17 protein-coding genes and 1 pseudogene are annotated in these 24,212 nt (G+C 60.9%); 16 read left to right on the forward strand and 2 right to left on the reverse strand.

Annotation, left to right across the window (positions count from 1 at the left end; translation table 11 throughout):
* Window positions 1–211 precede the first annotated feature (211 nt).
* The 9 genes from HZ99_RS03440 (at window position 212) to HZ99_RS03480 (ending at window position 14,241) form a co-directional block, all read left to right on the forward strand.
* Window positions 212–961: a molecular chaperone gene (locus tag HZ99_RS03440; protein ID WP_235205560.1), complete on the forward strand. Its 750-nt coding sequence runs from the start codon at window positions 212–214 to the stop codon at window positions 959–961.
* A gap of 23 nt (window positions 962–984) precedes the next feature.
* Entirely contained in the window at window positions 985–1,968 is a 984-nt protein-coding gene (locus HZ99_RS03445) for a fimbrial protein (RefSeq protein WP_038441338.1), read from the forward strand.
* Between the two features lie 64 nt (window positions 1,969–2,032).
* On the forward strand, window positions 2,033–4,843 hold the full coding sequence (locus HZ99_RS03450; protein ID WP_038441340.1) for an ATP-binding protein: 2,811 nt from the start codon (window positions 2,033–2,035) through the stop codon (window positions 4,841–4,843).
* The gene (locus tag HZ99_RS03455) at window positions 4,830–6,023 is read left to right on the forward strand and encodes an EAL domain-containing protein (RefSeq protein WP_038441343.1); all 1,194 of its coding nucleotides are present in this window, start codon (window positions 4,830–4,832) and stop codon (window positions 6,021–6,023) included. The genes HZ99_RS03450 and HZ99_RS03455 overlap by 14 nt, the downstream gene beginning before the upstream one ends.
* 81 nt (window positions 6,024–6,104) lie before the next feature.
* Window positions 6,105–9,287 (forward strand): hybrid sensor histidine kinase/response regulator, encoded by a 3,183-nt coding sequence (locus tag HZ99_RS03460; protein WP_038441347.1) that lies wholly within the window; start codon window positions 6,105–6,107, stop codon window positions 9,285–9,287.
* A gap of 73 nt (window positions 9,288–9,360) precedes the next feature.
* On the forward strand, window positions 9,361–10,008 hold the full coding sequence (locus HZ99_RS03465) for a response regulator (protein WP_038441348.1): 648 nt from the start codon (window positions 9,361–9,363) through the stop codon (window positions 10,006–10,008).
* A gap of 148 nt (window positions 10,009–10,156) precedes the next feature.
* Entirely contained in the window at window positions 10,157–10,762 is a 606-nt protein-coding gene (locus HZ99_RS03470) for a fimbrial protein (RefSeq protein WP_038441349.1), read from the forward strand.
* A 73-nt stretch (window positions 10,763–10,835) separates the two neighbouring features.
* Entirely contained in the window at window positions 10,836–11,582 is a 747-nt protein-coding gene (locus HZ99_RS03475; RefSeq protein ID WP_038441350.1) for a molecular chaperone, read from the forward strand.
* Window positions 11,583–11,670: 88 nt separating this feature from the next.
* Window positions 11,671–14,241 (forward strand): fimbria/pilus outer membrane usher protein, encoded by a 2,571-nt coding sequence (locus tag HZ99_RS03480; RefSeq protein WP_080727653.1) that lies wholly within the window; start codon window positions 11,671–11,673, stop codon window positions 14,239–14,241.
* Here HZ99_RS03480 and HZ99_RS03485 read toward each other — a convergent pair whose 3' ends face one another.
* Together HZ99_RS03485 and HZ99_RS03490 are read right to left on the reverse strand one after the other, a co-directional pair.
* On the reverse strand, window positions 14,242–15,156 hold the full coding sequence (locus HZ99_RS03485) for a site-specific integrase (protein ID WP_038441351.1): 915 nt from the start codon (window positions 15,154–15,156) through the stop codon (window positions 14,242–14,244).
* A gap of 108 nt (window positions 15,157–15,264) precedes the next feature.
* Entirely contained in the window at window positions 15,265–16,065 is an 801-nt protein-coding gene (locus HZ99_RS03490) for a M949_RS01915 family surface polysaccharide biosynthesis protein (protein WP_038441352.1), read from the reverse strand.
* A 453-nt stretch (window positions 16,066–16,518) separates the two neighbouring features.
* Here HZ99_RS03490 and arnC point away from each other — a divergent pair, with 453 nt between their 5' ends.
* From arnC to HZ99_RS03525, 7 genes and pseudogenes are all read left to right on the forward strand, one after another.
* Window positions 16,519–17,553: an undecaprenyl-phosphate 4-deoxy-4-formamido-L-arabinose transferase gene (gene arnC / locus HZ99_RS03495; RefSeq protein WP_038441353.1), complete on the forward strand. Its 1,035-nt coding sequence runs from the start codon at window positions 16,519–16,521 to the stop codon at window positions 17,551–17,553.
* Window positions 17,550–19,551, forward strand: a pseudogene (gene arnA / locus HZ99_RS03500) (bifunctional UDP-4-amino-4-deoxy-L-arabinose formyltransferase/UDP-glucuronic acid oxidase ArnA). Before arnC ends, arnA begins: the two are co-directional and overlap by 4 nt.
* Complete coding sequence (gene arnD, locus HZ99_RS03505; protein WP_404942449.1) at window positions 19,548–20,435, forward strand: 4-deoxy-4-formamido-L-arabinose-phosphoundecaprenol deformylase; 888 nt, start codon at window positions 19,548–19,550, stop codon at window positions 20,433–20,435. Before arnA ends, arnD begins: the two are co-directional and overlap by 4 nt.
* Window positions 20,432–22,087, forward strand: coding sequence for a lipid IV(A) 4-amino-4-deoxy-L-arabinosyltransferase (gene arnT, locus HZ99_RS03510; protein WP_038441357.1), 1,656 nt, complete (start codon window positions 20,432–20,434; stop codon window positions 22,085–22,087). The genes arnD and arnT overlap by 4 nt, the downstream gene beginning before the upstream one ends.
* Window positions 22,084–22,431: a 4-amino-4-deoxy-L-arabinose-phosphoundecaprenol flippase subunit ArnE gene (gene arnE / locus HZ99_RS03515; protein WP_038441358.1), complete on the forward strand. Its 348-nt coding sequence runs from the start codon at window positions 22,084–22,086 to the stop codon at window positions 22,429–22,431. Before arnT ends, arnE begins: the two co-directional genes overlap by 4 nt.
* Window positions 22,428–22,841 (forward strand): 4-amino-4-deoxy-L-arabinose-phosphoundecaprenol flippase subunit ArnF, encoded by a 414-nt coding sequence (gene arnF / locus HZ99_RS03520; RefSeq protein ID WP_038441359.1) that lies wholly within the window; start codon window positions 22,428–22,430, stop codon window positions 22,839–22,841. The genes arnE and arnF overlap by 4 nt, the downstream gene beginning before the upstream one ends.
* The gene (locus tag HZ99_RS03525; RefSeq protein ID WP_038441360.1) at window positions 22,838–24,211 is read left to right on the forward strand and encodes a UDP-glucose dehydrogenase family protein; all 1,374 of its coding nucleotides are present in this window, start codon (window positions 22,838–22,840) and stop codon (window positions 24,209–24,211) included. Before arnF ends, HZ99_RS03525 begins: the two co-directional genes overlap by 4 nt.
* Window position 24,212: the final 1 nt, after the last annotated feature.

Here is a 24,212-nt window from a genome sequence, read left to right on the forward strand (position 1 = left end):
ATTAAAAACTCCGCTGCAAAGGTACATCCTGAAAACGACAGTTATATGTCAACGAATAGCGTCTTATAAGCAGCACTCACTCCTAAGTCGCCTTTGGGTACTCACTTGGGGAATTGAAGCGCGTGCCCCGGCATTTAAGAATCGCCTGAGAGAAATTCTTCAAGCTCCCTCCTACCATGAGCGTCCTAAGCCACTTCAAATGGATCCGGGGATGCTGTCCGCCCTTATGTCACCGCTCAAACATTGGCCAACCTTACGGACCTGCCGGTCCCTGCTCTTGATCGGTGCGCTGGTTGCCGCCTTGCTGGCCTTAACCCCTTGCGCGCAGGCGACGCTCAAGGTTGAAGGCACTCGCCTGATCTACTTTGGCCAATACAAAGAAGCCAGTATCAATATCGTCAATCAGTCCTCCGGCGAACGGGTGGTGCAAAGCTGGGTCACTCGCGAGGACGATGATGCAACCCTGCCGGTGCCGTTCGCCGTGGTTCAGCCACTGGTTCGCCTGGACGCTCAACAGCATCATCTGCTGCGCATTCTGTACGCCGGCGAAGGCTTGCCCAGCGACGCCGAATCGATGTTCTTGCTCAACGTCATGGAAATCCCGCTCAAACCGCACGCCACCGACAGCGTACAATTTGCCGTGCGTCAGCGCCTCAAGCTGTTCTATCGCCCACCTGGGCTTGCAGGCAGTTCATCAGAGGCGGTGCCACAGCTGGTGTGGCGTCGCGCCAAGGGGCCATTGGTAACCGTCACCAACCCGAGCGCGTTTCACTTGTCCCTGGTAGATGTGCAAGTCGATTCCGGCGGCCAGGTTCAAGCGTTGGAAGACTACGTACTGCTCAAGCCAGGGGAGCGCAAAGTCTTCAGCACCCACGCCCCCATCATCGACGGGAGCCAAATCAACTTTACCGAAATCACCGATATCGGCTTGCAGGCCCGCCATCGTGCGGCGCTCAAGTGATGGGCCGCGGGGAGCACCAACCTATGTCACATTTTAAAGATCTGTTACTGGCCACCCTGCTTGTCTGCGCAGCCCTCCCCGCTACCAGTTATGCGCTGGCCTGTCGGGTGGACGGCAGTGGCTCGGTCTCCGACACCGCTCCCCTGGGCACTGCGCTGGCAGTGGCCGCCGATGCGCCGGATGGCACGATAATCTGGGAGTCGGGCCCACGCTCGGTCAACGTGATCTGCAAGGATGACTTCAACCATGGGCGCGAGGAAGTGTACTTTTACCTGAACCCGGCGAGCGTCAGCATCGGTCAAGGCATTCGTGCCGGGATCCGCTACAACTCAGTGCCTATCACCCAAAGCAGCGGCAAGTACGGCACTGGCTTCTACTCTGACCGCGGCTGCCTGGCCAATTGTGTCGGCTGGGACAAGGCCCGGTTCACCCTCAACTTCAGCGTGTTTATCGAGAAGTTTGGCACCACGCCGCAAAACGGCCAGGCCAGTACCCTGTCGCAGTACCGGGTGTTTCAACTGGACGGTATTACAGGTCTCAACAACCGTCCCTACAGTAACCTCAACTACATCGTCACCGGCATAAAAGACATCCGCTTCGTGCCCTGCACACCCGACCTGACGATTACCCCCAGTGTGGTGAGTTTCCCCACGCCCTCGCGCAAGGCACAGATCGGTGAAGTGGCCAGCACCGCCACCTTTAACTTGAGCCTGCGCAAAGCCTGCGATACCCCCTACACCGTGAGCGCCCGCTTTGCGACCACACCGGGCGGCGGGAGCGTGGTCAATGGCTTGTTGGTGCCGGCCAACAACAGCTCGGTGGGCATCGCCTTGTCTTGGGACCACACCCTTCAACACCTGCCCTTTAACGAGTGGTTCCCCCTGGCCCAGATGGCGGGTGCCAACCAGACCACCCGCCAGGACTTCAGGGCTGACGTGAAGTGGCGCACCCTGCCGGTTCCCGGCGCGTTCGATGCGGCAGTGGTGGTCGATATGTTCTACAAATAGGCGCCGCCCGGCTTTTAAGGATCGTCTTATGCCCAGGACGCCGGCGGCCTATTAAGATCCGCTGATGCGATTTAAAAGTTATCTGCTCCAGATCAATCCCGTCCTGTCCCGTCCTGAAGCAGCCAGAAGGCTGCTTCGTCTTTTCGCCGCCGTGTTGCTGATCGGCATCTTGAGCGGTGTCTATACGTTTCTGCTCTCGACCTTCAACAATGACATCTCCCAGCGGCGCGGCTATATGAGCAGCGCCATTGCCGAGGCCCACACATTTTTCACCACCCGTGAAGCGCTGCTCGAAAGCCTGAGCCTGTCGGCAGTGCGCAAATCCGCACAGGCCAAGGCCCAGGTCTACCCGGCCTCAAACGAGGAGCAACGTCTGCTGTTGGGCAATATGCCAAGCCACCAGTGGAGCATCTGGCTGACCTCGCGCATGCGCAGTTACCTGAAGGCCAAGCAGGTCAACCTGCTCTACGTGACCGCCGGCGCCAATCCACAACTGACCCGGCTCTACGACTCCACGCCACAGGTCTTGCCGTTTTCCAAGTGCATGCTCAATCGCCTCAGGTCGCTGAAGCGCCAGAATGCCTTGGACCCCGGCGAACTCTGGCTCAGCGACCAGACCGAAGGGCACTCCCACCTCTACCTGTTCATTCTGCTGGATGAACGCGACACAGGCTCCGGCTGGCTGGGTCTGGAGATGGAAAGCCACGAAGTGTCCACGACCCTCAATGACCAGAGTGCGGGCGAGTTCATGATGCTCAACTCCCAGGGCATGCTGGTGTTCACCAACAGCCATGATCCACGGTTGGACCAGTCGCTGCTCAAGCCCAAGGGCGAGAATTTTTTCGGGTTTGTCGGCACGGGCCTGGTGCCGGATCACCTGGTGATTCGCAAGCGCCTGAAATCATCGGACTGGCAACTGATGTACTCGATCAACCTGCGCGATGTGGTGCGCGGATTGTGGCGCGAGCTGCTCGGATCGCTGGTGTTTTGCCTGTTTAGCGTGACGCTGATCTGGCTGCTGATGCGCCGGGTCAATCAACGCTACATCCTCCCGTCGATCAATGGCATCCAGGCACTGATTGAAAGCGAAGCCTTCGGCCGCGACGTGATCCAGACCGCACCGGTAGCCCTGTGCGTGCTGCGGCGCACCGACGGCCAGGTGGTACTGGAAAACACCCTGGCCCAGCAATGGCTGGGTACGGCCCTGGAGCGTGAAGCCCTATGCGCCGGCTGGATCCGCCAGGCATTCGATGGCGCACCTTCCGGGCACTGTGACTACTTCGAGACCCTCGACGGGCGCCACCTTTACCTCAGCAGCGCACCCACGCGCTATAGAGGCGAGGACGTGCTGTTTTGTGCATTCAGCGACATCAGTGCGCGCAAGCAGGTGGAAGCGGCCCTGGAAGAGGCCCGGCAATCGGCCGATGCGGCGAATGCTGCGAAAACCCTGTTCCTGGCGACCATGAGTCACGAAATCCGCACGCCGCTGTACGGTGTGCTGGGCACCCTGGAACTGCTGGCCCGCACGCAACTTGACGCTCAGCAAAAAGACTATCTGCATGCCATAGAGGGCTCTTCGGCCACCTTGCTGCAGCTGATCTGCGATGTGCTGGATGTGTCAAAAATCGAGGCCGGGCAGCTGGCGCTGGAATTGAGTGAGTTCTCGCCCCTGGACCTGGTCAACGAAATCATCCAGGGCTATGCCGCCGCCGCCATGGGCAAGGGCCTGCAGCTCTACGCCTGCTTTGACCCCAAGTTGCCCGAGCGGCTGATGGGCGATGTCACCCGTCTACGGCAGATCCTCAACAATCTGTTGAGCAATGCGGTGAAATTCACCGACTACGGGCGCGTGGTGCTGCGGGTCAAGTTGCTCGACCGCGATGACGAGCGCTCCAGCGTATTGTGGCAAGTGTCCGATACCGGCAAAGGCATTGCCCAGGAAGACCAGGCGATGATTTTCGAGCCTTTCTATCAAAGCGAAGGCAACACCAACGTCGTGGCGGGCACCGGGCTCGGATTGCCGATTTGCCAACGCCTGACGCAGTTGATGAATGGGCATATCCGCATGGTCAGCGAACTGGGCCTGGGCAGCAGCTTCAGCCTGACCCTGCCGCTCGAAGAGGCACCCTGCACCCCCATGAGCAGCTTGCTGGCGGAGACGGTGTATGTGGTCTCGCCCATTCCCGAACTCGCTCAATCCATCAGCGGTTGGCTGCGCCGCTGGGGGGCCCGCGCCCAGATCGGCCAGCCGACCCATCCCGACGGCCAGTTGCTGCTGGAACTGCATCCCGGCGCCATCGAACAACCCCTGATGCCCGATTGGCCGGGGCCGGTGATCCTGGTCAGCGGCAACAGCTGCAATGGCCAGCGGGCCGAGACGGGGACCTGGCATGCCAACCTCAACCAATTGAGCGCGATTCACCAGGCGGTCAGCCAGGCGCAGGGGTTATGGGTGGCCAGGGTCGACGAGCAGGCGCACCCACGTGAACTGCGCAAGCTCAACCTGCATGTGCTGGTGGCCGAGGACAACGTTATCAATCAATTGATCTTGCGCGACCAGCTTGAGGAGCTTGGCTGCACCGTGGAGTTGGCCTGCGATGGTCAAGAAGCGCTGCAACTGTGCAAGGCCTCCAACTTCGATGTGGTACTGACGGATGTGAATATGCCCAGAGTCAACGGCTATGAGTTAGCCCGGGAGCTGCGCAGCCAGGGTTGCGCGCTGCCCATCATTGGCGCAACCGCCAACGCCATGCGCGGTGAGGCCGACCTGTGCCTGGCCGCCGGAATGAACCATTGCCTGGTCAAACCGTTTGCGTTGCGGGTCCTCTTCAACTACCTGGAGCCTTACGCACGGATCCCCCATGAAGCCCTATAGTATTTTGATCGTCGAGGACCATCCCCTGCAGCACCTGTACCTGCAGAACCTGCTCCATGAACTGGGCGACTTCATGCTGGAAGCCGCCCAGGATGGGAACGAGGCACTGGAACGGCTGCGCCAGCGTGATTTCGACCTGGTGCTGACCGACCTGCTGATGCCAGGCATGGACGGTGTGCAGTTTATCCAGAGCCTGGCGACCCTGCGCTGCAAGCCTGCGCTGGCAATCATGAGCGCCGCGTCGCGACGCATGTTGATGGCCGCCAGCCTGGTGGCGAAAAACCTCGATGTGAAAGTCATCGGGCTGATTTCCAAACCGGTGGCAGCCGATGCCCTGCGCAGCCTGGTGAGCCAACTCAATCACAAGGACCGTAGCCCTTCGCCGCCACCGCCCACGGCACCGAAAATTGACCGGCATACGCTTATCCAGGCAATGGGCAGCGGGCAAATCCAGGCTTGGTTCCAGCCGAAAAAATCCCTGGCCAACGGCCGGATCGTTGCCGCTGAAGCACTGGTACGCTGGATGCACCCCGAGCAAGGGGTCATGTTGCCTGCCGCTTTCCTGCCCGCGATCAAGACCTTCGAGATGGAGGAGCGCCTGTTGTGGGTGGTGCTCAAGCAGGCCATTCATGCCCAGGAGCGCTGGCGCCAGCGCGGCTATGAAGTCCCTGTGTCGATCAACTTGCCGACCCACCTGCTCAACAGCCATGACCTGGCAGACCGGCTGCTGGCGTTTGTCCTGGAGCACCAGGGCATCCCGGGGATGATTTGCTTCGAGCTGATGGAATGCTCCGTCCCCCAGGACATCAGCAACTTCTACGCTGGCGCCTGCCGCTTGCGCATCAAGGGGTTTGGCCTGTCCCAGGACGATTTCGGCAAAGGCTACAGCTCCTACCTGAACCTGGTCTCGACCCCGTTCACCGAGCTGAAGATCGACCAGGCGCTGGTACAGGGCTGCCATGACAACGAAGGCATGGCTTCGGCCCTGGCCAGCATCATCGCGCTGGGCCGCAAACTGGGGCTGACAGTCGTCGCCGAAGGTGTCGAAACGCCCCAGCAACTGGCGCTGCTGCGCAAAATCGACTGCACCCAGGTGCAGGGTTTCCTGATCTCTCACGCGGTCTCGTCAGAACAGTTTCAACAGTTGTTGAACAATGATGGCCCTGCGACACCTCATTAGCCCACGGCTGCACTTTTCTAGCCTATATAAGGAGTAAACTCCATCCAGCGCCGATTTTTCATCCGCCTGCGAAAACCATCAATGAAGCATAACAACGCGATCCTGGAAGCCTTCACCCGCAGCTCACTGCGCTTGAACAAAGGGCTGATGGTGGTGCTTGGCGTCGCGTTGCTGCTGGCCGGCACCAGTTACTGGGCGCTGGCGCGGATCATCGATGAACAGCGTGCAGCCGTGGCGTTTCATTTTGCCCGGCTGATGGAAAACATCCAGGAGCAGGAAGCCTTCCTCAGGAACCTGACGCAGCCGCTTATTCAGCGCGAGCTGGTCAGCGACAAGAACGTCCAGGCCAGCCTCAAAGGCCAGTGGCTGGACGCGCACAACACCCGCTATGAAGGTCGCGAGTTTGCCTTTTCGGTGCCCTTCAGTGCCCAGTTCGATGCGCAACGGCTCACGGCCGGCGAGCAGCAGAAGCTGTTTGCCCTTGGGGCGCATCTGGCGAGCTACTACAGCGCCTTCTGGTCATCGTCGCCCTACGCTTCGCCCCACACGTTTATCTTCAATCGCCTGGTCAACTACCACATGGCGGTGCCGGCGGTCGGCTACCAGCGTGGCGGCAAAACTCCGTTCAACGGCCCCTCGGCCGAACAGGCCTACGCCGTGCAACAAAGGCTTGGCCAGTTGCCCCGGGTGGACGACCGGCTTTACTGGGAAGCCTACGCCCCCTCCGGCAATGCCTCGGCGGCCCCTCAGCTCTTGGCGTACATCGGCGTGACCCTCAGCCCCCAGGTCTTGCGCGCCGAGCAAGGCCGCAACCAGGTGATGGTTGCCACCCTGTTGGATATGGCGCATGTCAACGATGTGGAACGCACCATGGCGTCGTCCATCTATGACCGGTTCACCCTGATCGCCCCCGCCGGGCAGACGTTGACGGGACCCCAGGTTCAAGCATCCTCTTTGGGGGATGGGCTGAACTTTCGCGCCGACGGCCTGGAGTTCAAAATCACCCACAACGCCGAGTCACAGTGGACGGCGATCTACGGGATCAGCTACAAGCACTTTTTTCGCTATGCCCTGTGGCCACTGACGAGCCTCGCGTTATTTCTCTGTACGGTCCTGGCGATCGTCTGGGCGGGCAACCGTTGGTACCGCAGGCAAGTGGTTTACCCGGCGCGCCAGGCCCACGAACGTATCGCCGAAAGCGTGGCCTTCAGCCGGGTGATCATCGACACGGCGCCCACCGGCCTGTGTGTGGTGGGCCGCGCGGATGGCCAGGTGTTGATCGAAAATCAGCGCGCCCAGCAATGGCCCGGCACCGCCAGGCTGGTGGCGGCCCTCAGCCGCTCCCACGACAACGCCGACAGTGGCGAAACCCACCTGGAAATCGAAGGCCGACACCTGCAGGTCGGCTTTGTCTCGACCCGTTATCAGGGTCAGGATGTGCGGCTGTATGCGTTCAGCGACGTCACCCGGCATATCGAGGACGCTGCGGCCCTGGAAGAGGCCCGACGTGCTGCCGACGCAGCCAATGAGGCCAAGACGCTGTTCCTGGCAACCATGAGCCATGAAATACGCACGCCACTGTATGGCGTGCTCGGCACCCTGGAATTGCTCGGCTTGACGCCCCTGGACCCACGCCAGAAAACCTACCTGCACACCATCCAGCGCTCATCTGCCACGTTGTTCCAATTGATCAGCGATGTGCTCGATGTGTCGAAGATCGAATCCGGGCAGATGGCAATCGAATCCATCGAGTTTTGCCCGCTGGACATGCTCGAAGACACCCTGCACACCTACGCCGCCTTCGCCCAGCGCAAGGGCTTGCAACTGTATGGCTGCATCGACGCGCAATTGCCGGACTGCGTGGTGGGCGACCCGATGCGCATCCGTCAGATCCTCAACAACCTGGTGAGCAATGCGCTGAAGTTTACTGACATAGGACGTGTGGTGATTCGCGCCAGGGCGATTCGCCGTAGCCCCGAGAGCGTCGACCTGGAATGGCAAGTGACCGACTCCGGCGTGGGTATCAGCCAGGCACAACAAGCCAAACTGTTCGACGTGTTCTACCAGGCCCCGGACACCGCTGGCCAAGGCGGCGCAGGACTGGGCCTGCCAATCTGTCGCTGGCTCGCCGAAATGATGGACGGCCAGATCAAGGTCGTCAGCGAACCCGGCCTGGGCAGCAGTTTCACCCTGAAAATGAACTTGCCGGCAGGTCATGGCGAACTGCCGGGGCTTGTGCCCATTGAACCGAGTACTACACCGGTGTATGTGCAGGCGCCGGTGCGCGAATTGGCAGAGTCGCTGTGCGCCTGGCTCGGCCGCCTGGGTATCCAGGCCTCAGTGGCCGCGCTGCCCCTGGCCCAACAGAGTACGCAGGCGGTGCTGGTCGATGTGTTGCCCGCCACCCCGCTGTTGCCCTGGGCGGGGCCGCGGGTGCTGTGTGTGCCGGGGGCGCACAGCCCACCGCTGCACAGCGCCAGCGGCTGGGAAGTGGATATGCATGATGTGCGTGCCATTGCATCGGTGGTGGCGCTGACGCAGCAAGGTAAGCAGGAGGCGGTGCTGCACACCGAACAACAGAGCGCCGGGCAGTTGGACTTGCGCATCCTGGTCGCCGAGGACAACCCGGTGAACCAGGCCATCATCCAGGAACAACTGCAAGCGCTGGGCTGTACGGTGACGCTGGCAGACAATGGCGAGCAGGCCATGCACCTGTGGCAACCCCAGGCCTTCGACCTGGTCCTGACGGACGTCAATATGCCGTTGATGAATGGCTACGAACTGGCTCGCACCCTCAGGGAACACGATCCGCACTTGCCGATCATTGGCGTCACCGCCAATGCCATGCGCGAAGAAGGCATGCGTTGCCTGGCGGTCGGGATGAATGCCTGGCTGGTCAAACCCTTGAGCCTGCAAACCCTGCGCGCGCAATTGATCAAACTGTGCAAACCGACGGCACGCGCCGCGCCGCCGGTGATTGACACGGTTCAGATGTCAGACAAAATGCGTCCGTTGTTTATCAGCAGCGTGCAGCATGATCTACAGCGCATTAGCGCCGCGCTTGAACAACGTGATGGCCGGCGCCTGGCCGAAATCTTGCACTCGACGGCAGGCGCACTGGGTGCCGTACAGGCGCTTGGCTTGGCCCAGGCGTGTATCGAGCTGGAAAGCCAGTTGGCAGCCGGCCGGCTGAATAACACGCTGGAACAGCAGATAAAACACGTCATGACGCGGTTATCAGCCTTGCTCGGGGCGCCGCCATGAGCCCATCGCCTCCCCTGGCGCGCACGCGCATGGCCCCCTCCCACTCATCGAACCAGCACGACGGCCAGCCCTTATGAAAACCTTTACTGTGGTTATTGCAGACGATCACCCCATCGTGCTTCTAGGGGTGCGAGAACTCGTGGAGCGCGACGAGCACTTCCAAGTGGTTGGCGAAGCCATCTGTTCAGCGGGTCTCATTGCGTTACTGGAGCAGCAGCCTATCGACATAGTGATCACCGATTACAACATGCCGGGCGACTCGCCTTATGGCGACGGCCTGAAGTTGGTGGAATACCTCAAGCGCCATTTCCCCGAGGTGCAGGTGCTGATCCTGACGATGATCTCCAATCATCTGATTCTCACGCGCCTGCAAGAGTTGGGAGTGGTGGGGGTCATCCAGAAAAGCCAGTTGCATACGGAAATCCAGGTCGCCCTCAAGTCTATTGCCCAACAGGCGCACTATCGGAGCCTGGAACCGGCCAAGACCTCGGTGATCGATTCGATGACGGCAATTGATGAACGTTTTTCAACCCTGTCGCCAAAGGAGTTCGAGATATTGCGTTTATTCATCTCGGGCAAAAGTGTCAGTGATATTGCACGCAGCCAGAATAGAAGTTCAAAAACCATCAGCGCACAAAAAATATCCGCCATGCGCAAGCTTGAAGTAAGCAGTGACCAGGACTTATTGACTTACTGCCTGGCCCAAAACATTTTCAACTAGACTTTATTTAATTAAGCGCAATTTCTCCAAATCAATTCCCCTCGGCAACGCGTTATAAGAATCGTCTTATTCTCTATAAGGCCCAGATTTACTATTGTTCGTTGGCAGTTTCAACCCGCCTCTACAATCAACACTAACGGACATCATCATGAAGAAGTTTTCCCTGGCCCTTATCGCTGTGTCAGTTATTGCCGCCAGCAGCAGTGCATTTGCCGAAGATCCTGTTGTTCCGACCCCGACCTCGGGCGGCAACGGCAAAATCACTTTCACCGGCGTGATCAACAACGACGCCTGCTCGGTCGACGGCGCCAACTCCGATCGCGTGATCTCGGTGGACATGGGCTCGGTCTCGATCAAAGACATGGGCACCGCCGAAAACCCGGCCTCGGGTCGCGTGACCGCCAAAGACTTCAACCTCAACGTGAACTGCAACCTGGGCACCAAAGTGGCGATGATCTTTGACGCCAACAGCGGCGGATCGGGCCTGGTCACCGACAAGAAAGTCCTCGCACTGACCCCGGGCAACGGCAGCGCCAGCAACGTCGGCATCGCCCTGCTCGACAGCCAAGGTGCGCTGATCGACCTCAGCTCCCCGACGAGCGCCCGTATTCAAAGCGCCATGCACGGCCAAAGTGCCGAAGGCGGCGACGCGACCTTGAGCTTTGCCGCAGCCTACGTCACGACCGGTGCCCCCGGCGCCTCTACCGCTGGTCGCGGTGACGCGACCCTGCCGTTCATCCTGCAATACGAATAACCCCCACGCTGTAATTGCCATGCGCGAGGCTTTCGGGCCTCGCCATTTATCCGACCCACAAACGGTAGACATCATGTTGCCTCGTTCCATTGCCGCAGGCCTGGGGCTGTTGGCCCTGCTTATGGCGACCCAGGCCGCCGCCAGCATTTCACTGAGCGCCACCCGCATCGTGTTTGATGGCGAGCACAAGGAAGCCAATATCACCGTGCGTAACGGTAACCAGGATGTCTTGATTCAATCCTGGGTCGACACCAACGACACTCACGCCAACGCGGCATCGTTCGCCGTGACGCCCCCCCTGGCCCGGATCTTTGCCAAGGAACAGCAGTTGCTGCGGGTTCTCTACCAGGGCACGGGCATGCCGGTGGATCGTGAATCAGTGATCTGGCTCAATGTGCAGGAGATCCCCCAGGCCGCTGCTTCGGATAACACCTTGCAACTGGCAGTGCGCCAGCGCATCAAGATATTTTTCCGCCCGCCCGGTTTGCCAGGCAATGCCTTGTCGGCACCGGCGCACCTGGAGTGGCAACTGCAAAAGCGCGGCGCGAAGTCGCAGCTGACGGTAAAGAATCCGACGCTGTATCACGTGTCCATGGCCGATATAAAACTGCAGGCCGGGCAACAGACTGAACTGGCTGCCGACTCGACAATGATTGCGCCGGGGGCCGAAAAACAGTTCAGCGTCAAACAACTCAACGGCCAAGATGCCGTGCAGTTATCTTTCTCCAGCATTAACGACTATGGCGCACAAGATAAATACACCGCACAACTTTCCACGGGCCTGACGGCCAAGGCCACTGAGGCTCGCGCCAGGCAATAAGTATTCCCCTTAAACTTGCGGGTTCGACTCGAGTGCGTACTCGCGTGCCTCGCCTGTCCGATAAACAGGGATGATATAGGTTCTTTGCATGTTCTTTCTTTTAGGCAACAGGCCCAATCATTACATATCAAGCGAGCGCACTTCATGCGCGCCGGCAACGTGTACATCACTCAAGTTAAGTGCGCTGTTCCTGGCGATTCTTGTCGGCTCGCCTGCTTGGGCCGTTGCCGATGAGCCGTCCCTGGAAGTGTTCAACACCACCTTTTTGCAAGGTGCACAATCGTCGGTAGACCTGCAACAACTGCTGTCGGCCAACAGCGTGCTGCCCGGTAACTACCGGGTCGACCTGTACAGTAACGAGGTGCTGGTGGGCCGGCGCGACATCGACTTCAAGCGCAACCCGCAGACCGGTCGGGTCGACGCCTGCCTGACCCAGGACTTGCTCAAGCAACTGGGGATCGACATGCCTCTTTTGCAAGCCCAGGGCAAGCTCGACCCCAGCCAACCCCAGGACTGCTACGACCTGCCGACGCTGATCGACCAGGCCACCCTGCGCTATGACACCAGCCGTCTGCGCCTGGCGGCGAGTATTCCGCAGGTCGCGATGCAACGCGGCATGCGCGGCTATGTCGACCCCCAGCTCTGGGACGATGGCGTGCCGGCGGCATTTATCAACTATCAACTCAACAGCAGCCGCACCGCGGGCGACTATGAGACGCGTATCAATAACAACCTGGGGCTGCGCAACGGCATCAACCTGGGCGCATGGCGCCTGCGCAACGAATCGAACCTGAGCAGCGGCACCGGGCGTGCGAGCAACTTCACCAGCAACCGCAGCTACGTGCAGCATGACGTGACGGCGCTCAAGGGGCAGTTCAGTGCCGGCGAGATTTTTTCCGATACCGACCTGTTCGACAGCGTGCGCTACCGTGGCTTGAAGCTGGCCTCCGATGAAGGCATGCGTGCCGACAGCGAGCGCGGTTATGCCCCGGTGATCCGTGGCGTGGCGCAGACCAATGCCACGGTAGAAATCCGCCAGAACGACTACATCCTCTACACCGCCAACGTTGCGCCAGGGCCTTTCGAGATCAACGATATCTACCCCAGTGGCTCGAACGGCGACCTGGAAATCACCATCATCGAAGCCGACGGCCGTCGTCACATCACCACACAGGCGTTCTCCAGCCTGCCGATCATGGTGCGTGAAGGCCAGGTCAAATACAGCGTTTCTGCCGGTAAATTCAGCAGCAACGCCAATGGCTTGGCGAGCCCGCAATTTGTCAGCAGCACCCTCGCCTACGGCCTTACCAGCAACCTCAGCGCGATTGTCGGCCTGCAAGTCAGCGAAGACTACAAGGCGCTCTCCCTGGGGGCGGGCAGGAACACATCGCTGGGCGCCGTGTCGATGGATGTCACGCACTCGTCGAGCGCTGCCCAGGGGCAAACGACCCAGGGCAACAGTGTGCGCGCGTTGTATGCCAAGACCTTTGCCGGCACTGACACTAACTTCACCCTGGCCGCGTATCGTTACTCGACCGAGGGGTACCGCACCCTGACCGATCACGTCGAAGACACCAGCGAAGGTGCCGTCAAGCGCACCGGCAATTCGAAAACCCGCACTGACCTGACGATCAACCAAAGTATCGGGCGCAACCGCGAGTTCGGCAGCCTCTACGTGAACGCCAGCGACCAGCGCTATTGGAACCGCGGCGGCGCCCAGAGCTTTTCCGCCGGCTACAACAGCAACTGGGGCGACCTGAGCTACAACCTGGGCGTGACACGTACCAAACAGATTGCCCGTTGGGGCGCACCTGACTCCGATACGCAGCTCAACCTGTCTTTTTCATTCCCCTTGGGCAGCCAGCCCCGGGCACCACGGGCTTTTGTCACCACCAGCACCCAGCAAGGCGACACCAGCACCCAGGCCGGTATCAACGGCTATGTGGCCGATACCAGCGACGTGTTCTATTCGGTCCAGGCCGGCCATAGCCGTACCGGCGGTCAATCGGGATCGGCCAACCTCAATAGCCGCACCGCCATGGCCGATCTCAGCCTGGGGTACAGCCAGGGTCGCGGTTATGACGCGCAAAACCTCAACGTTGCCGGTTCGGTGGTGGCGCACGCCGGCGGTATCAACCTGGGGCAGACCGTCAGCGAAACCTTTGCCCTGGCCCAGGTGCCAGGCATCAGCGGGGCAAAGATCAGCAGCTACAGTGGGGTTGAAACCGGGCGCAACGGCTACGCCATCGTGCCTTCGGCACAGCCTTATCGGGTGAACTGGATCAGCCTCGACACCCGCGACCTGGGCGGTGATGTTGAAATCACCCAGGCTACGCAGCAACTGGTACCCCGTCGCGGGGCGGTGGTATTGGCCCGCTACAGCGGGAAAAGCGGGCGGCGCGTGCTGTTTGAGCTATTTGATGCACAGCACCAGCGCATGGCGTTCGGCGCCTCACTGGAAGACGCCACGGGCAAACAATTGGCCATCGCCGACCCCAGCGGCAATGCCTTGGTGCTGCTTGAAGAGGACCAGGGCAGCCTGACGATCAAGTGGGGCGACCAGCACTGTACCGCGCCGTATGCACTGGCGGCGCAAAACAGGGCGCTGAACTACGAGCGCCAGACACTGGTGTGCAGGAGCGAGTCCGCTGGCGAATGATCAAAGATCAAACCGATCAATCGCTCGCCGCCGCTCGTTGTCATCGCGTACATCGTAGCTGGCGGTGGTCTGGATATTGGTGTGATGCGCCAGTTTCTGCGCGATGGACAGGTCATGCTCCTCGATGACCCGGGTGATGAACGAACGGCGGAAATCATGGGGCATGATCTTCACCCCCACCTGTTCGCCGCGCTGGCGGGCTATGTAGTAAATCGCATGCTTGGTGATGCGTTCGCGGGTGATATGGCTGCCGCGGCGGATGCGATTGAACAGGAAGCTATCGTCCTGCTCCCCTTCCTTTAAGTGCTCGCGGCGAAATTCCAGCCAGGCCTGCAACTTGGCAAACGCCCAGGCCGGTGCGTACTTGAGCAACTCCTTGTTGCCCTTGCCCATCACCCGCAGGCTGCGTTCTGCAAAATTCACCTGGGCCAGGTCGAGGTTGACCGACTCTGACTTGCGCATCCCCGAGCCGTAGAGGATCCCGATCACCGCCGCATCCCGCAGGCCTTGTGGCCTTGGATCGGCAGCGCAGACGTCCATCAATTCGCGGATCAGGGTGCGGCGCAGGTTGCGCCCCTGGCTCAAGCGCGTGCCGGCGGTGGCCTTGACCGAGCGCATCTTGAGCAGGTGTTCCTGGCTGATCAGGCTGATGCGCCAGGCTTCGTTCATCACCCCGCGCACGGCGTTGACATACAGCGACGAGGTATTGGGCGCGTACCCGTCTTCACGCAACACGGCGACCAGTGCCATCACGTGCTCGGGCTGCAACAGATGCCAGTCGATATCTTCCAGATTGATCTCTTCAAACCCCAGGCGGTCGGCAGCATCTTGCAGCACGTAGCGCATGGTCAATTGGCTGGAGGGCGCCAGGCGGGAGAGGTACAGGGTCAGGGGATTGCGGGAAATCTCGGTCAAAATAGATCAGCCTTTAGATTAAATACAGATACTAAGCTTATGTTTAATATCGGTATTTATTGGTTTGGCGAGCGCCGAGTCTAACGCAGGTCGGCGCCGCCTACCAAACTAGGGCTCATCCTCGACCGGTGCCGGGCTCTGCTGCTGGCTCCAGTCGGCGTTCTGTTTTTGCATCAGCGCAAACCACTGCTGACGCATGAACGCCAACAGCCCGGCGGGCGCCTTGGCGAAGTCCTGCTCGTCGTTGTAGCAGCCTGGCAATGGCAGGTCGGTGCCCTGCTCCTTGTATTGACTGACCAACGCCTGCTGTCCGGCAACGCTGCAATCTGCCGGCAGCGGCATACCGCGCAGTGCACCCGCCTCCTCGTCCCACCAACTGGCACCGTAGCGGTCGACACCGCGCAGCCCGTACTTGTGCGACTTACCGATGTGCATGATCAACTTGAACTCGCGGGGGCTGACATCACTGGTGCAGGTGCGCGAATAGCCCACTGTCACTTGGCTCAGGCCGTCGCCGAGCAGGTCAGTGACGCGGGTCGCGGCGTTATCGAAGTGTAGGCCGGCGTCGAATTCGCAGCGCTGCACATCGTCATGCAACATCCACAGGCGCTTGGGGCGATCCCCCTCCAACAGGTACTGAGCCGCATAGATCGACGCCGACTGTGTACCGTCGTCATCACGCTCCCCCGCTTCCTGCTCGGCCAAGACCAACAGATTGTGACCCTGACGGTCATCCCAGCCGTACGCTGCCACTTGCCTGCCCCGGACCTCGACCCCGGACGGAACCTGAGCCAACGGCGTGAGCCTTACCTCCTCGGCGGCTCCAGCGGCATGGGCTGCCCCCAGCGTCATCCACACCACCATCAAGACCGGCCTTGATTGACCCCGTAAAAACTGCACGTTATTCATCCGACTACCCTGGCAAGAGACCGCCTACTTTACCGGCACTGGCAGGGTGATGCAGAGAAGATTCTTCAGGCCGCATGGATTGCCAACCCGGCTTATCCCGCGTAAACACGCACTAAAACACTTACGGAAAAGGACTACTTCGTAAATAGTTATCGTTTGTCACGCACGCCTTATTGTCTAGCTGAACACTAGCTGTCTGCCTACCAAATAAACGAGTTTTTCATCTGCCTTTCATATTCGTTAGACAGATTTGCGCTTAATCTTGGCCGCACTACTTGGGGCAAGCCGTATTTTTCTGACTAACCCCTTGATAACGCTTTACCTTTGGCCGTTATGGGCTTTACTCAGGATGGCATTGCAAACGGCTCTTTTTTATCGATCTGCCTGCACTTCTATCCGCTGTTTGTTGTCATCTCTACGCTCAAAGTTGCTCTAACCCGAGGTCAAAAATCTTTGAAACCCTACCCTATTCATTGCGTGTCGGTTGTTATCCCGGTCTACAACGAAGAACAAAGCCTGCCCGAATTGCTGCGCCGTACCCGTGCTGCGTGCAAGCAGTTGGCCTATGAATACGAAATCATTCTGGTGGACGACGGCAGCCGCGACAGTTCCGCCCAATTGCTGGAAGACGCGGCAGCCGAGCCCGGCAGCCATGTGGTGGCCGTGATCCTCAACCGCAACTACGGCCAGCACGCGGCAATCATGGCCGGGTTTGAACAATGTCGGGGCCAGGTGGTGATTACCCTCGATGCCGACCTGCAAAACCCGCCGGAGGAGATCCCGCGCCTGGTGGAGCAAGCGGCCCTGGGCTACGACGTGGTCGCCACCGTGCGCAGCAACCGCCAGGACTCGGCCTTTCGCCGCTGGCCGTCGCGCCTGATCAACCTGGCTGTGCAGCGCTCTACCGGCGTGGCCATGAGCGACTACGGCTGCATGCTGCGGGCCTACCGGCGGACCATCGTCGACGCCATGCTCGCCTGCCGTGAGCGCAGCACTTTTATCCCGATCCTGGCCAACGGCTTTGCCCGTCATACCACGGAAATCCCGGTACACCACGCCGAGCGCGAACACGGTGAATCCAAGTACAGCGCCATGCGCCTGATCAGCCTGATGTTCGACCTGCTGACCTGCATGACCACCACGCCCCTGCGCCTGCTGTCCATCGTCGGCTTCAGCCTCGCGGCCCTGGGCATGCTGTTTGCGTTTGCCCTGATCGTCATGCGCCTGGCCTTCGGTGCCGATTGGGCCGGCGATGGCCTGTTCGTGCTGTTCGCCGTGTTGTTTGTGTTTACCGGCGGCCAGTTCATCGGCATGGGCCTGCTGGGTGAATACCTGGGGCGCATGTACAGCGATGTGCGTGCCCGTCCACGGTTCTTTATTGAAAAGGTGCTGCGCAACCAGCCGACCGCACCGGCACCGGTGGTCATCGTCGATGGCCTGCCCTCCTCCCAGTCTTCCACTTCCTCTTCCAGTCAGGTTTCGTCATGAGTTCAAAAGCTGTTGTCTTCGCGTACCACGACATTGGCTGTGCAGGCATCGAAGCCCTGCTCGCCGCGGGCTACCAGATTGCTGCCGTGTTCACCCATGCCGATGATCCCAAGGAAAACACCTTCTACGGCTCGGTCGCCCAACTGTGTGCACGCCACGGCATCCCGGTCCACGCGCCGGAGGATGCCAACCACCCGCTGTGGGTCGAGCGTGTGGCCAAGCTGAACCCGGACTTCATCTTCTCGTTCTACTACCGCAACCTGCTGGGCGAAGCGCTGTTGGCCACTGCGCGCCAGGGCGCGTTCAACTTGCACGGTTCGCTGCTGCCTAAATACCGTGGCCGCGCGCCGGCCAACTGGGTGCTGGTCAAGGGTGAAACCGAAACCGGCGTAACCCTGCACCGTATGGTCAAGCGTGCCGACGCCGGCGCGATTCTCGCCCAACAAAAAGTCATGATCGAGCGCAGCGACACCGGCCTGACGCTCCACGCCAAGTTGCGCGAGGCGGCCACCCAGTTGTTGCGCGATGCGCTGCCACAGCTGGCCCAAGGCAAATTGAGCGAGACCGCCCAGGACGAAAGCCAGGCCACCTGCTTTGGCCGCCGCACCGCAGCGGACGGCAAGCTCGTCTGGAGCAGGCCCGCAGAAGAGCTGTTCAACCTGGTACGTGCCGTGACCCAGCCGTACCCCGGCGCCTTCTGCGCGGTGGGCGAGCACAAGCTGATCGTGTGGCAAGCCGAAGTGGCCAAGGGCAACGAAGGCCAGGCGCCGGGCCGGGTGATCAGTGTCAACCCGCTGCGCATTGCCTGCGGTGAAGACTCCCTGGTCGTCAACTTTGGCCAGCGCAATGACAATGGCCTGTACCTGACCGGCCCGGCCCTGGCCGACGAGCTGGGCCTGGTGGACGGTTCCATCCTGCGCGGCGCCGAGTCGGGCGGCAAACCACGGCGCACCCGCGTGCTGATCCTGGGGGTCAACGGTTTTATCGGCAACCACCTGTCCGAGCGCCTGTTGCGTGATGATCGCTACGAGGTCTATGGCCTGGACATTGGCTGCGATGCTATCGAGCGCCTGCGCAGCCACCCCAACTTCCACTATGTGGAAGGCGATATCAGCATTCACTCCGAGTGGATCGAGTACCACATCAAGAAATGCGATGTCGTCCTGCCGCTGGTGGCCATCGCCACGCCGATCGAATACACCCGCAACCCCTTGCGCGTGTTCGAGCTGGACTTCGAGGAAAACCTCAAGCTGGTGCGCTACTGCGTCAAGTACAACAAACGCGTGATTTTCCCGTCGACCTCCGAAGTCTATGGCATGTGCCAGGACCAGAACTTCGACGAAGACACCTCCAACCTGGTGGTCGGGCCGATCAACAAGCAGCGCTGGATCTACTCCGTTTCCAAACAACTGCTGGACCGGGTGATCTGGGCCTATGGCGCCAAAGGCCTGAATTTCACGCTGTTCCGCCCGTTCAACTGGATGGGGCCGCGCCTGGACCGCCTGGACTCGGCACGTATCGGCAGCTCCCGCTATCACCCAATTGATTCTCAACCTGGTGGAAGGCACGCCAATCCGCCTGTTTGACGGTGGCGAACAGAAACGCTGCTTCACCGACATTGCCGATGGCATCGAGGCCCTGGCGCGGATCATCGACAACGATAACGACGCGTGCAATGGCCAGATCATCAACATCGGCAACCCGGACAACGAAGCCAGCATCCGCCAGTTGGGCGAAGAGCTGCTGCGTCAGTTCGAGGCCCACCCGCTGCGTGGCAACTTCCCACCGTTCGCGGGTTTTCGCGAGGTGGAAAGCAAGGCGTTCTACGGCGCGGGCTATCAGGACGTGGCGCATCGCAAGCCCAGCATTGCCAACGCCAAGCGCCTGCTGAACTGGGAGCCGAGCGTGGAAATGAGCGAAACCATCGGCAACACCCTGGACTTCTTCCTGCGTGAAGCGATGCTGGAAATCGCCCAGTCCAGCGAAGCAGGCAAATAATGAAGGCAGGTCTGCGCATCGACGTCGACACCTACCGTGGCACCCGTGATGGGGTGCCACGGTTGCTGGAGTTGCTGGATGAGGCAGGGATCAAGGCGACGTTTTTTTTCAGTGTCGGCCCGGACAATATGGGCCGGCATTTGTGGCGCCTGATCCGCCCGCAGTTTCTGTGGAAGATGCTGCGTTCCAACGCAGCCGGGCTGTACGGCTGGGACATCCTGCTGGCCGGCACTGCCTGGCCGGGCAAGCCCATTGGCCGCGACTTGGGGCATTTGATGCGCCAAGCCAAGGCCGCCGGGCATGAAGTGGGCCTGCATGCCTGGGATCACCATGGCTGGCAGGCCAACGCCGGGCGCTGGAGCGATGCGCAATTGGTGGAGCAGGTACGCCGTGGGCTCGACACCCTGGGCGATATCCTCGGCGCACCGGTGCAATGCTCTGCCGCCGCCGGCTGGCGTGCCGATGAGCGTGTGGTGCAGGCCAAGCAAGGGTTTGGCCTGCGCTACAACAGCGATTGTCGCGGCACCGCCGTGTTCCGTCCGATCCTCGCCGATGGCAGCGCCGGCACGCCGCAGATCCCGGTGGACCTGCCGACCTTCGACGAAGTGGTCGGGCCACAGGTGGCGGCCAAGGACTTCAATGGCTTCATTCTTGATCGGTTCACCGAATCGACACTCAACGTCTATACGATCCACGCAGAAGTAGAAGGGATTCTGATGGCTAATGAATTTCGCCAGTTGCTCGCCCAGGCAGGGCAGCGCGGCATCCAATTCCAGCCCTTGGGCAATCTGTTGCCGGCCGACCCGGCAAGCTTGCCCCAGGCGCATCTGACACGCGGCGTACTCAGTGGCCGCGAAGGCTGGCTGGGAGTACAACAGGCATGATCCGACGTTGGGCCCTGCCCCTGCTCCTATTGGCCTTCGGCCTGTGTTACCTGCTGCCGATGGTGACCCATGGCCTGTGGATCCCGGACGAAACCCGCTACGCACAGATCAGCCAGGAAATGCTGCTGACCGGCAAATGGGCGTCGCCACACTTCATGGGCATCCGTTATTTTGAAAAACCGGCGGCCGGCTACTGGATGATCGCCCTGGGCCAGGCCGTGTTCGGCCAGAACCTGTTTGGCGTGCGCGCGGCGTCGGCGCTGGCCACGGGTTTGAGCATCCTGCTGGTGTACTTCATGGCCCGGCGCCTGTGGAATGATCCGCGCAAGAGCCTGGCCAGCACCGTGCTGTACATGAGTTTTGTCAGCGTGGCGATGTCCGGTGGCTACGCCAACCTCGACCCGCAGTTCAGCTTCTGGGTCAACCTCAGCGGCGTAGCCCTGTGGCTGTGTATCGACAGCCACAGCCGGCGCGCCCGGCTGGGGGCCTGGGCGCTGCTGGGGTTTGCCTGCGCCATGGGTTTCATGACCAAGGGGTTCCTGGCATGGCTGCTGCCGGTATTGGTCGCCCTGCCCTACATGGTCTGGCAAAAGCGCTTTCGTGAGCTGCTGGCCTACGGGCTGGTCGCGGTGGCGGTGGCGATTGTGGTCAGCCTGCCCTGGGCGCTGATGGTGCATGCCCAGGAGCCTGACTACTGGGACTTCTTTTTCTGGCACGAACACATCCAGCGTTTTGCCGGTGAAGATGCCCAGCACACAGAGGCCTGGTGGTACTACCTGCCGTTGCTGGCTGCGTTCAGCCTGCCGTGGCTGGCCTTGTTGCCCTCCACCTTGAAACAGGCGTGGCAGGAAAAACGCACCTACAAGACCGGTTTCCTGCTGCTCTGGCTGCTGATGCCCCTGGCGTTTTTCAGCCTGAGCAAGGGCAAGTTGCCGGCCTATATCCTGCCGTGTCTATTGCCCCTGGCGTTGCTGATGGGCAATACCCTGGCGGACAAACTGGCCCAGGCCCGTGGCCGGGTGTTGCGCATCAATGGCGGGCTCAACCTGATCCTCGGGGTGCTGGGCCTGCTGGCAATCGTGTATTTCCAGTTGAAGAAGCCGATCTATGCCCCCCAGCAGGAGCTGTCGAGCCTGGTGTTGGTGTTCATCGTGCTGCTGGGCTGGATCATCGTTAACCTGTTGCAGGCAGCGCGCCCGCTGCGCCTGTGGGCAGCGCCGGCACTGGGCAGTTGGTTGCTGGTGGCCCTGGTGCCGGCAGCGTTGCCGCACTCGGTGGTTTATAACAAGACCCCGGACCAGTTCATTATCGACCACGTCGAAGAACTGGCCGGCACCGACCGCTTGCTGAGTAACGACCTGGGCGCGGCATCGGCCCTGGCATGGCGGCTCAAGCGCCCGGACGTGACGTTGTACGACGCCCTGGGTGAGGTCAAATACGGCCTGGCCTACCCCGACAGCGCTGCGCGCCGGGTCGACACCACCCAAGTCCAGCAATGGATGACCGAGGCTCGGCAACAGGGTTCGGTGGGCGTGGTGATGCGCGTCAAGGGCGAGAGTGAAGTGCGCGAAGTCGAGTTGCTGCCCAAAGACGGCAAGCGCTACGAGCAAGGCAACATGGTGATCCTGGTGTTTCCACAGGTGGCGCCTTGATCACTTTGCTGCTGCTCCTTGCTGCGAGCCTGCTGACCTGCATGGGCCAGATCGCGCAAAAGTATGCCGTCGAAGGCTGGCGTGACCAGCCTGCGGGCTGGGGCTTGAAACTGCGCTCGCCCTGGCTGTGGCTGGCCCTGTTGTGCCTGGGCCTGGGCCTGCTGGTATGGCTGCTGGTGCTGCAACGCCTGGAAGTCGGGGTTGCCTACCCGATGCTCAGCCTGAATTTTGTCTTGATCACCCTGGTGGCGCGCTTCGTGTTCCGTGAGCCGGTGGACCGCCGCCACTGGACTGGCGTGGCCCTGGTGATGGCCGGCGTGTTGCTGCTGGGCGGCCAGGTATGAGCCGGTTGCGCGGTTTTACCTTGGCGTTATCCAGCGTGGCGCTGGTCAGCGCGGCCCAGTTGGGCATGCGCTGGAGCATGACGCGCCTGCCCTTGCCCGCCGAGTGGCTCACTGCATTGGGCAGCGCCACGGTGGACCCGCTGGCATTGGGCGTGGTCGCCCTGGCGATTCTCGCCTACGCCCTGTCAATGCTCTGCTGGCTCGGTGCGCTGCAGCATCTGCCCTTGGGCCGCGCCTATTCGTTGCTGAGTATCAGCTACGTCCTGGTGTACCTGCTGGCAGCCAGCCTGCCGGGCTTCAACGAACCCTTTTCCCTGTCACGCACGCTGGGGGTGGCACTGGTCATTCTCGGCGTCCTGACAATCAACTCCCGTCGTATCGGCAACACAAGCCCCAGGAATGCCCCATGAAAATCAGCGTATTTGGTAGTGGTTACGTTGGCCTGGTACAGGCCACTGTACTGGCCGAGGTCGGTCACGATGTCATCTGCATGGACGTTGATGAAAACAAGGTGCGCCTGTTGCAACAGGGCCATGTGAGTATTTTCGAACCGGGGCTGGCGAGCCTGGTCCGGGAAAACCTGGAAAACGGCCGGCTGACGTTTACCAGCCAGGAAAAACTCGCGGTCGAACATGGCGAAGTGCTGTTTATCGCAGTCGGTACGCCCTCGGACGAGGATGGTTCGGCGGACTTGAAATATGTGTTGTCGGTGGGCGATGCGGTGGCCCGTCATCGTGTCGAGCCGGTGATCCTCGTCGAGAAGTCCACGGTCCCGGTGGGCACCGGCGACACCCTGCGCGCGCATATCGACAAGGCCCTGGCCGGGCGCAGCCTGGTGTTTGATATCGTCTCCAACCCGGAATTTCTCAAGGAAGGCTCGGCCGTGGCCGACTGCCGGCGCCCCGACCGCATCATCATCGGCTGCGAACGCGAAGAAGTGCGCGATGTGATGCGTGACCTGTACGCGCCGTTCAACCGCAATCACGACCGCATCATCTTTATGGATGTGCGCAGCGCCGAGCTGACCAAGTACGCCGCCAACTGCATGCTGGCCACCAAGATCAGCTTTATCAACCAGATCGCCGAGCTGGCCGAACACCTGGGAGCCGATATCGAGTCAGTGCGCCTGGGTATCGGTGCCGACTCGCGGATCGGCTACCACTTCATCTACCCGGGCTGCGGCTATGGCGGCTCGTGTTTCCCCAAGGACATGCGCGCCCTGATCCACAGTGCCCGCCAAGCCAATTGCTCCAGTGACTTGCTCGAAGCGGTAGAGGCCATCAACCAGCGGCAGAAAAGCAAGCTGTTCGAGCGGATCCGGGCGTTCTACAAAGGTGAACTGCGCGGCAAGACCTTCGCCTTGTGGGGCCTGGCGTTCAAGCCCAACACCGACGACATGCGCGATGCCCCCAGCCGGGTGCTGATGGAGTCGCTATGGGCTGCCGGGGCCAATGTGCGCGCCTTCGACCCCGAGGCCATGCAGGAAACCCAGAAGCTCTATGGCGATGATCCTCGCCTGATGCTGATGGGTACCCCGGAATCGACCCTGGGCGGCGCCGATGCCTTGATCGTCTGCACCGAGTGGCAGCAATTCAAGGCCCCGGACTTCGACCTGCTGCACGCACGTCTCAAGGCCCCGGTGATCTTTGACGGGCGCAACCTGTATGACGCCGAACGCCTGGCGCGCAAGGGCTTCGACTACTTCCCCATTGGCCGTGGGCAGTCCTGTGACTTGCCGATACCCCAGCAACAATGGCTGCCACGGTTGCTGGAGGCCTGAG

This window comes from Pseudomonas fluorescens (genome assembly GCF_000730425.1).
Taxonomy (GTDB): domain Bacteria; phylum Pseudomonadota; class Gammaproteobacteria; order Pseudomonadales; family Pseudomonadaceae; genus Aquipseudomonas; species Aquipseudomonas fluorescens_X.

What these genes read in the sequence shown, in the direction of transcription:
- HZ99_RS03440 (WP_235205560.1), top strand. Translation starts at nt 212, where the DNA reads ATGCTGTCCGCCCTTATGTCACCGCTCAAACATTGGCCAACCTTACGG.
- HZ99_RS03445 (WP_038441338.1), top strand. Translation starts at nt 985, where the DNA reads ATGTCACATTTTAAAGATCTGTTACTGGCCACCCTGCTTGTCTGCGCA.
- HZ99_RS03450 (WP_038441340.1), top strand. Translation starts at nt 2,033, where the DNA reads ATGCGATTTAAAAGTTATCTGCTCCAGATCAATCCCGTCCTGTCCCGT.
- HZ99_RS03455 (WP_038441343.1), top strand. Translation starts at nt 4,830, where the DNA reads ATGAAGCCCTATAGTATTTTGATCGTCGAGGACCATCCCCTGCAGCAC.
- HZ99_RS03460 (WP_038441347.1), top strand. Translation starts at nt 6,105, where the DNA reads ATGAAGCATAACAACGCGATCCTGGAAGCCTTCACCCGCAGCTCACTG.
- HZ99_RS03465 (WP_038441348.1), top strand. Translation starts at nt 9,361, where the DNA reads ATGAAAACCTTTACTGTGGTTATTGCAGACGATCACCCCATCGTGCTT.
- HZ99_RS03470 (WP_038441349.1), top strand. Translation starts at nt 10,157, where the DNA reads ATGAAGAAGTTTTCCCTGGCCCTTATCGCTGTGTCAGTTATTGCCGCC.
- HZ99_RS03475 (WP_038441350.1), top strand. Translation starts at nt 10,836, where the DNA reads ATGTTGCCTCGTTCCATTGCCGCAGGCCTGGGGCTGTTGGCCCTGCTT.
- HZ99_RS03480 (WP_080727653.1), top strand. Translation starts at nt 11,671, where the DNA reads ATGTTCTTTCTTTTAGGCAACAGGCCCAATCATTACATATCAAGCGAG.
- HZ99_RS03490 (WP_038441352.1), bottom strand. Translation starts at nt 16,065, where the DNA reads ATGAATAACGTGCAGTTTTTACGGGGTCAATCAAGGCCGGTCTTGATG.
- arnT (WP_038441357.1), top strand. Translation starts at nt 20,432, where the DNA reads ATGATCCGACGTTGGGCCCTGCCCCTGCTCCTATTGGCCTTCGGCCTG.
- arnF (WP_038441359.1), top strand. Translation starts at nt 22,428, where the DNA reads ATGAGCCGGTTGCGCGGTTTTACCTTGGCGTTATCCAGCGTGGCGCTG.
- HZ99_RS03525 (WP_038441360.1), top strand. Translation starts at nt 22,838, where the DNA reads ATGAAAATCAGCGTATTTGGTAGTGGTTACGTTGGCCTGGTACAGGCC.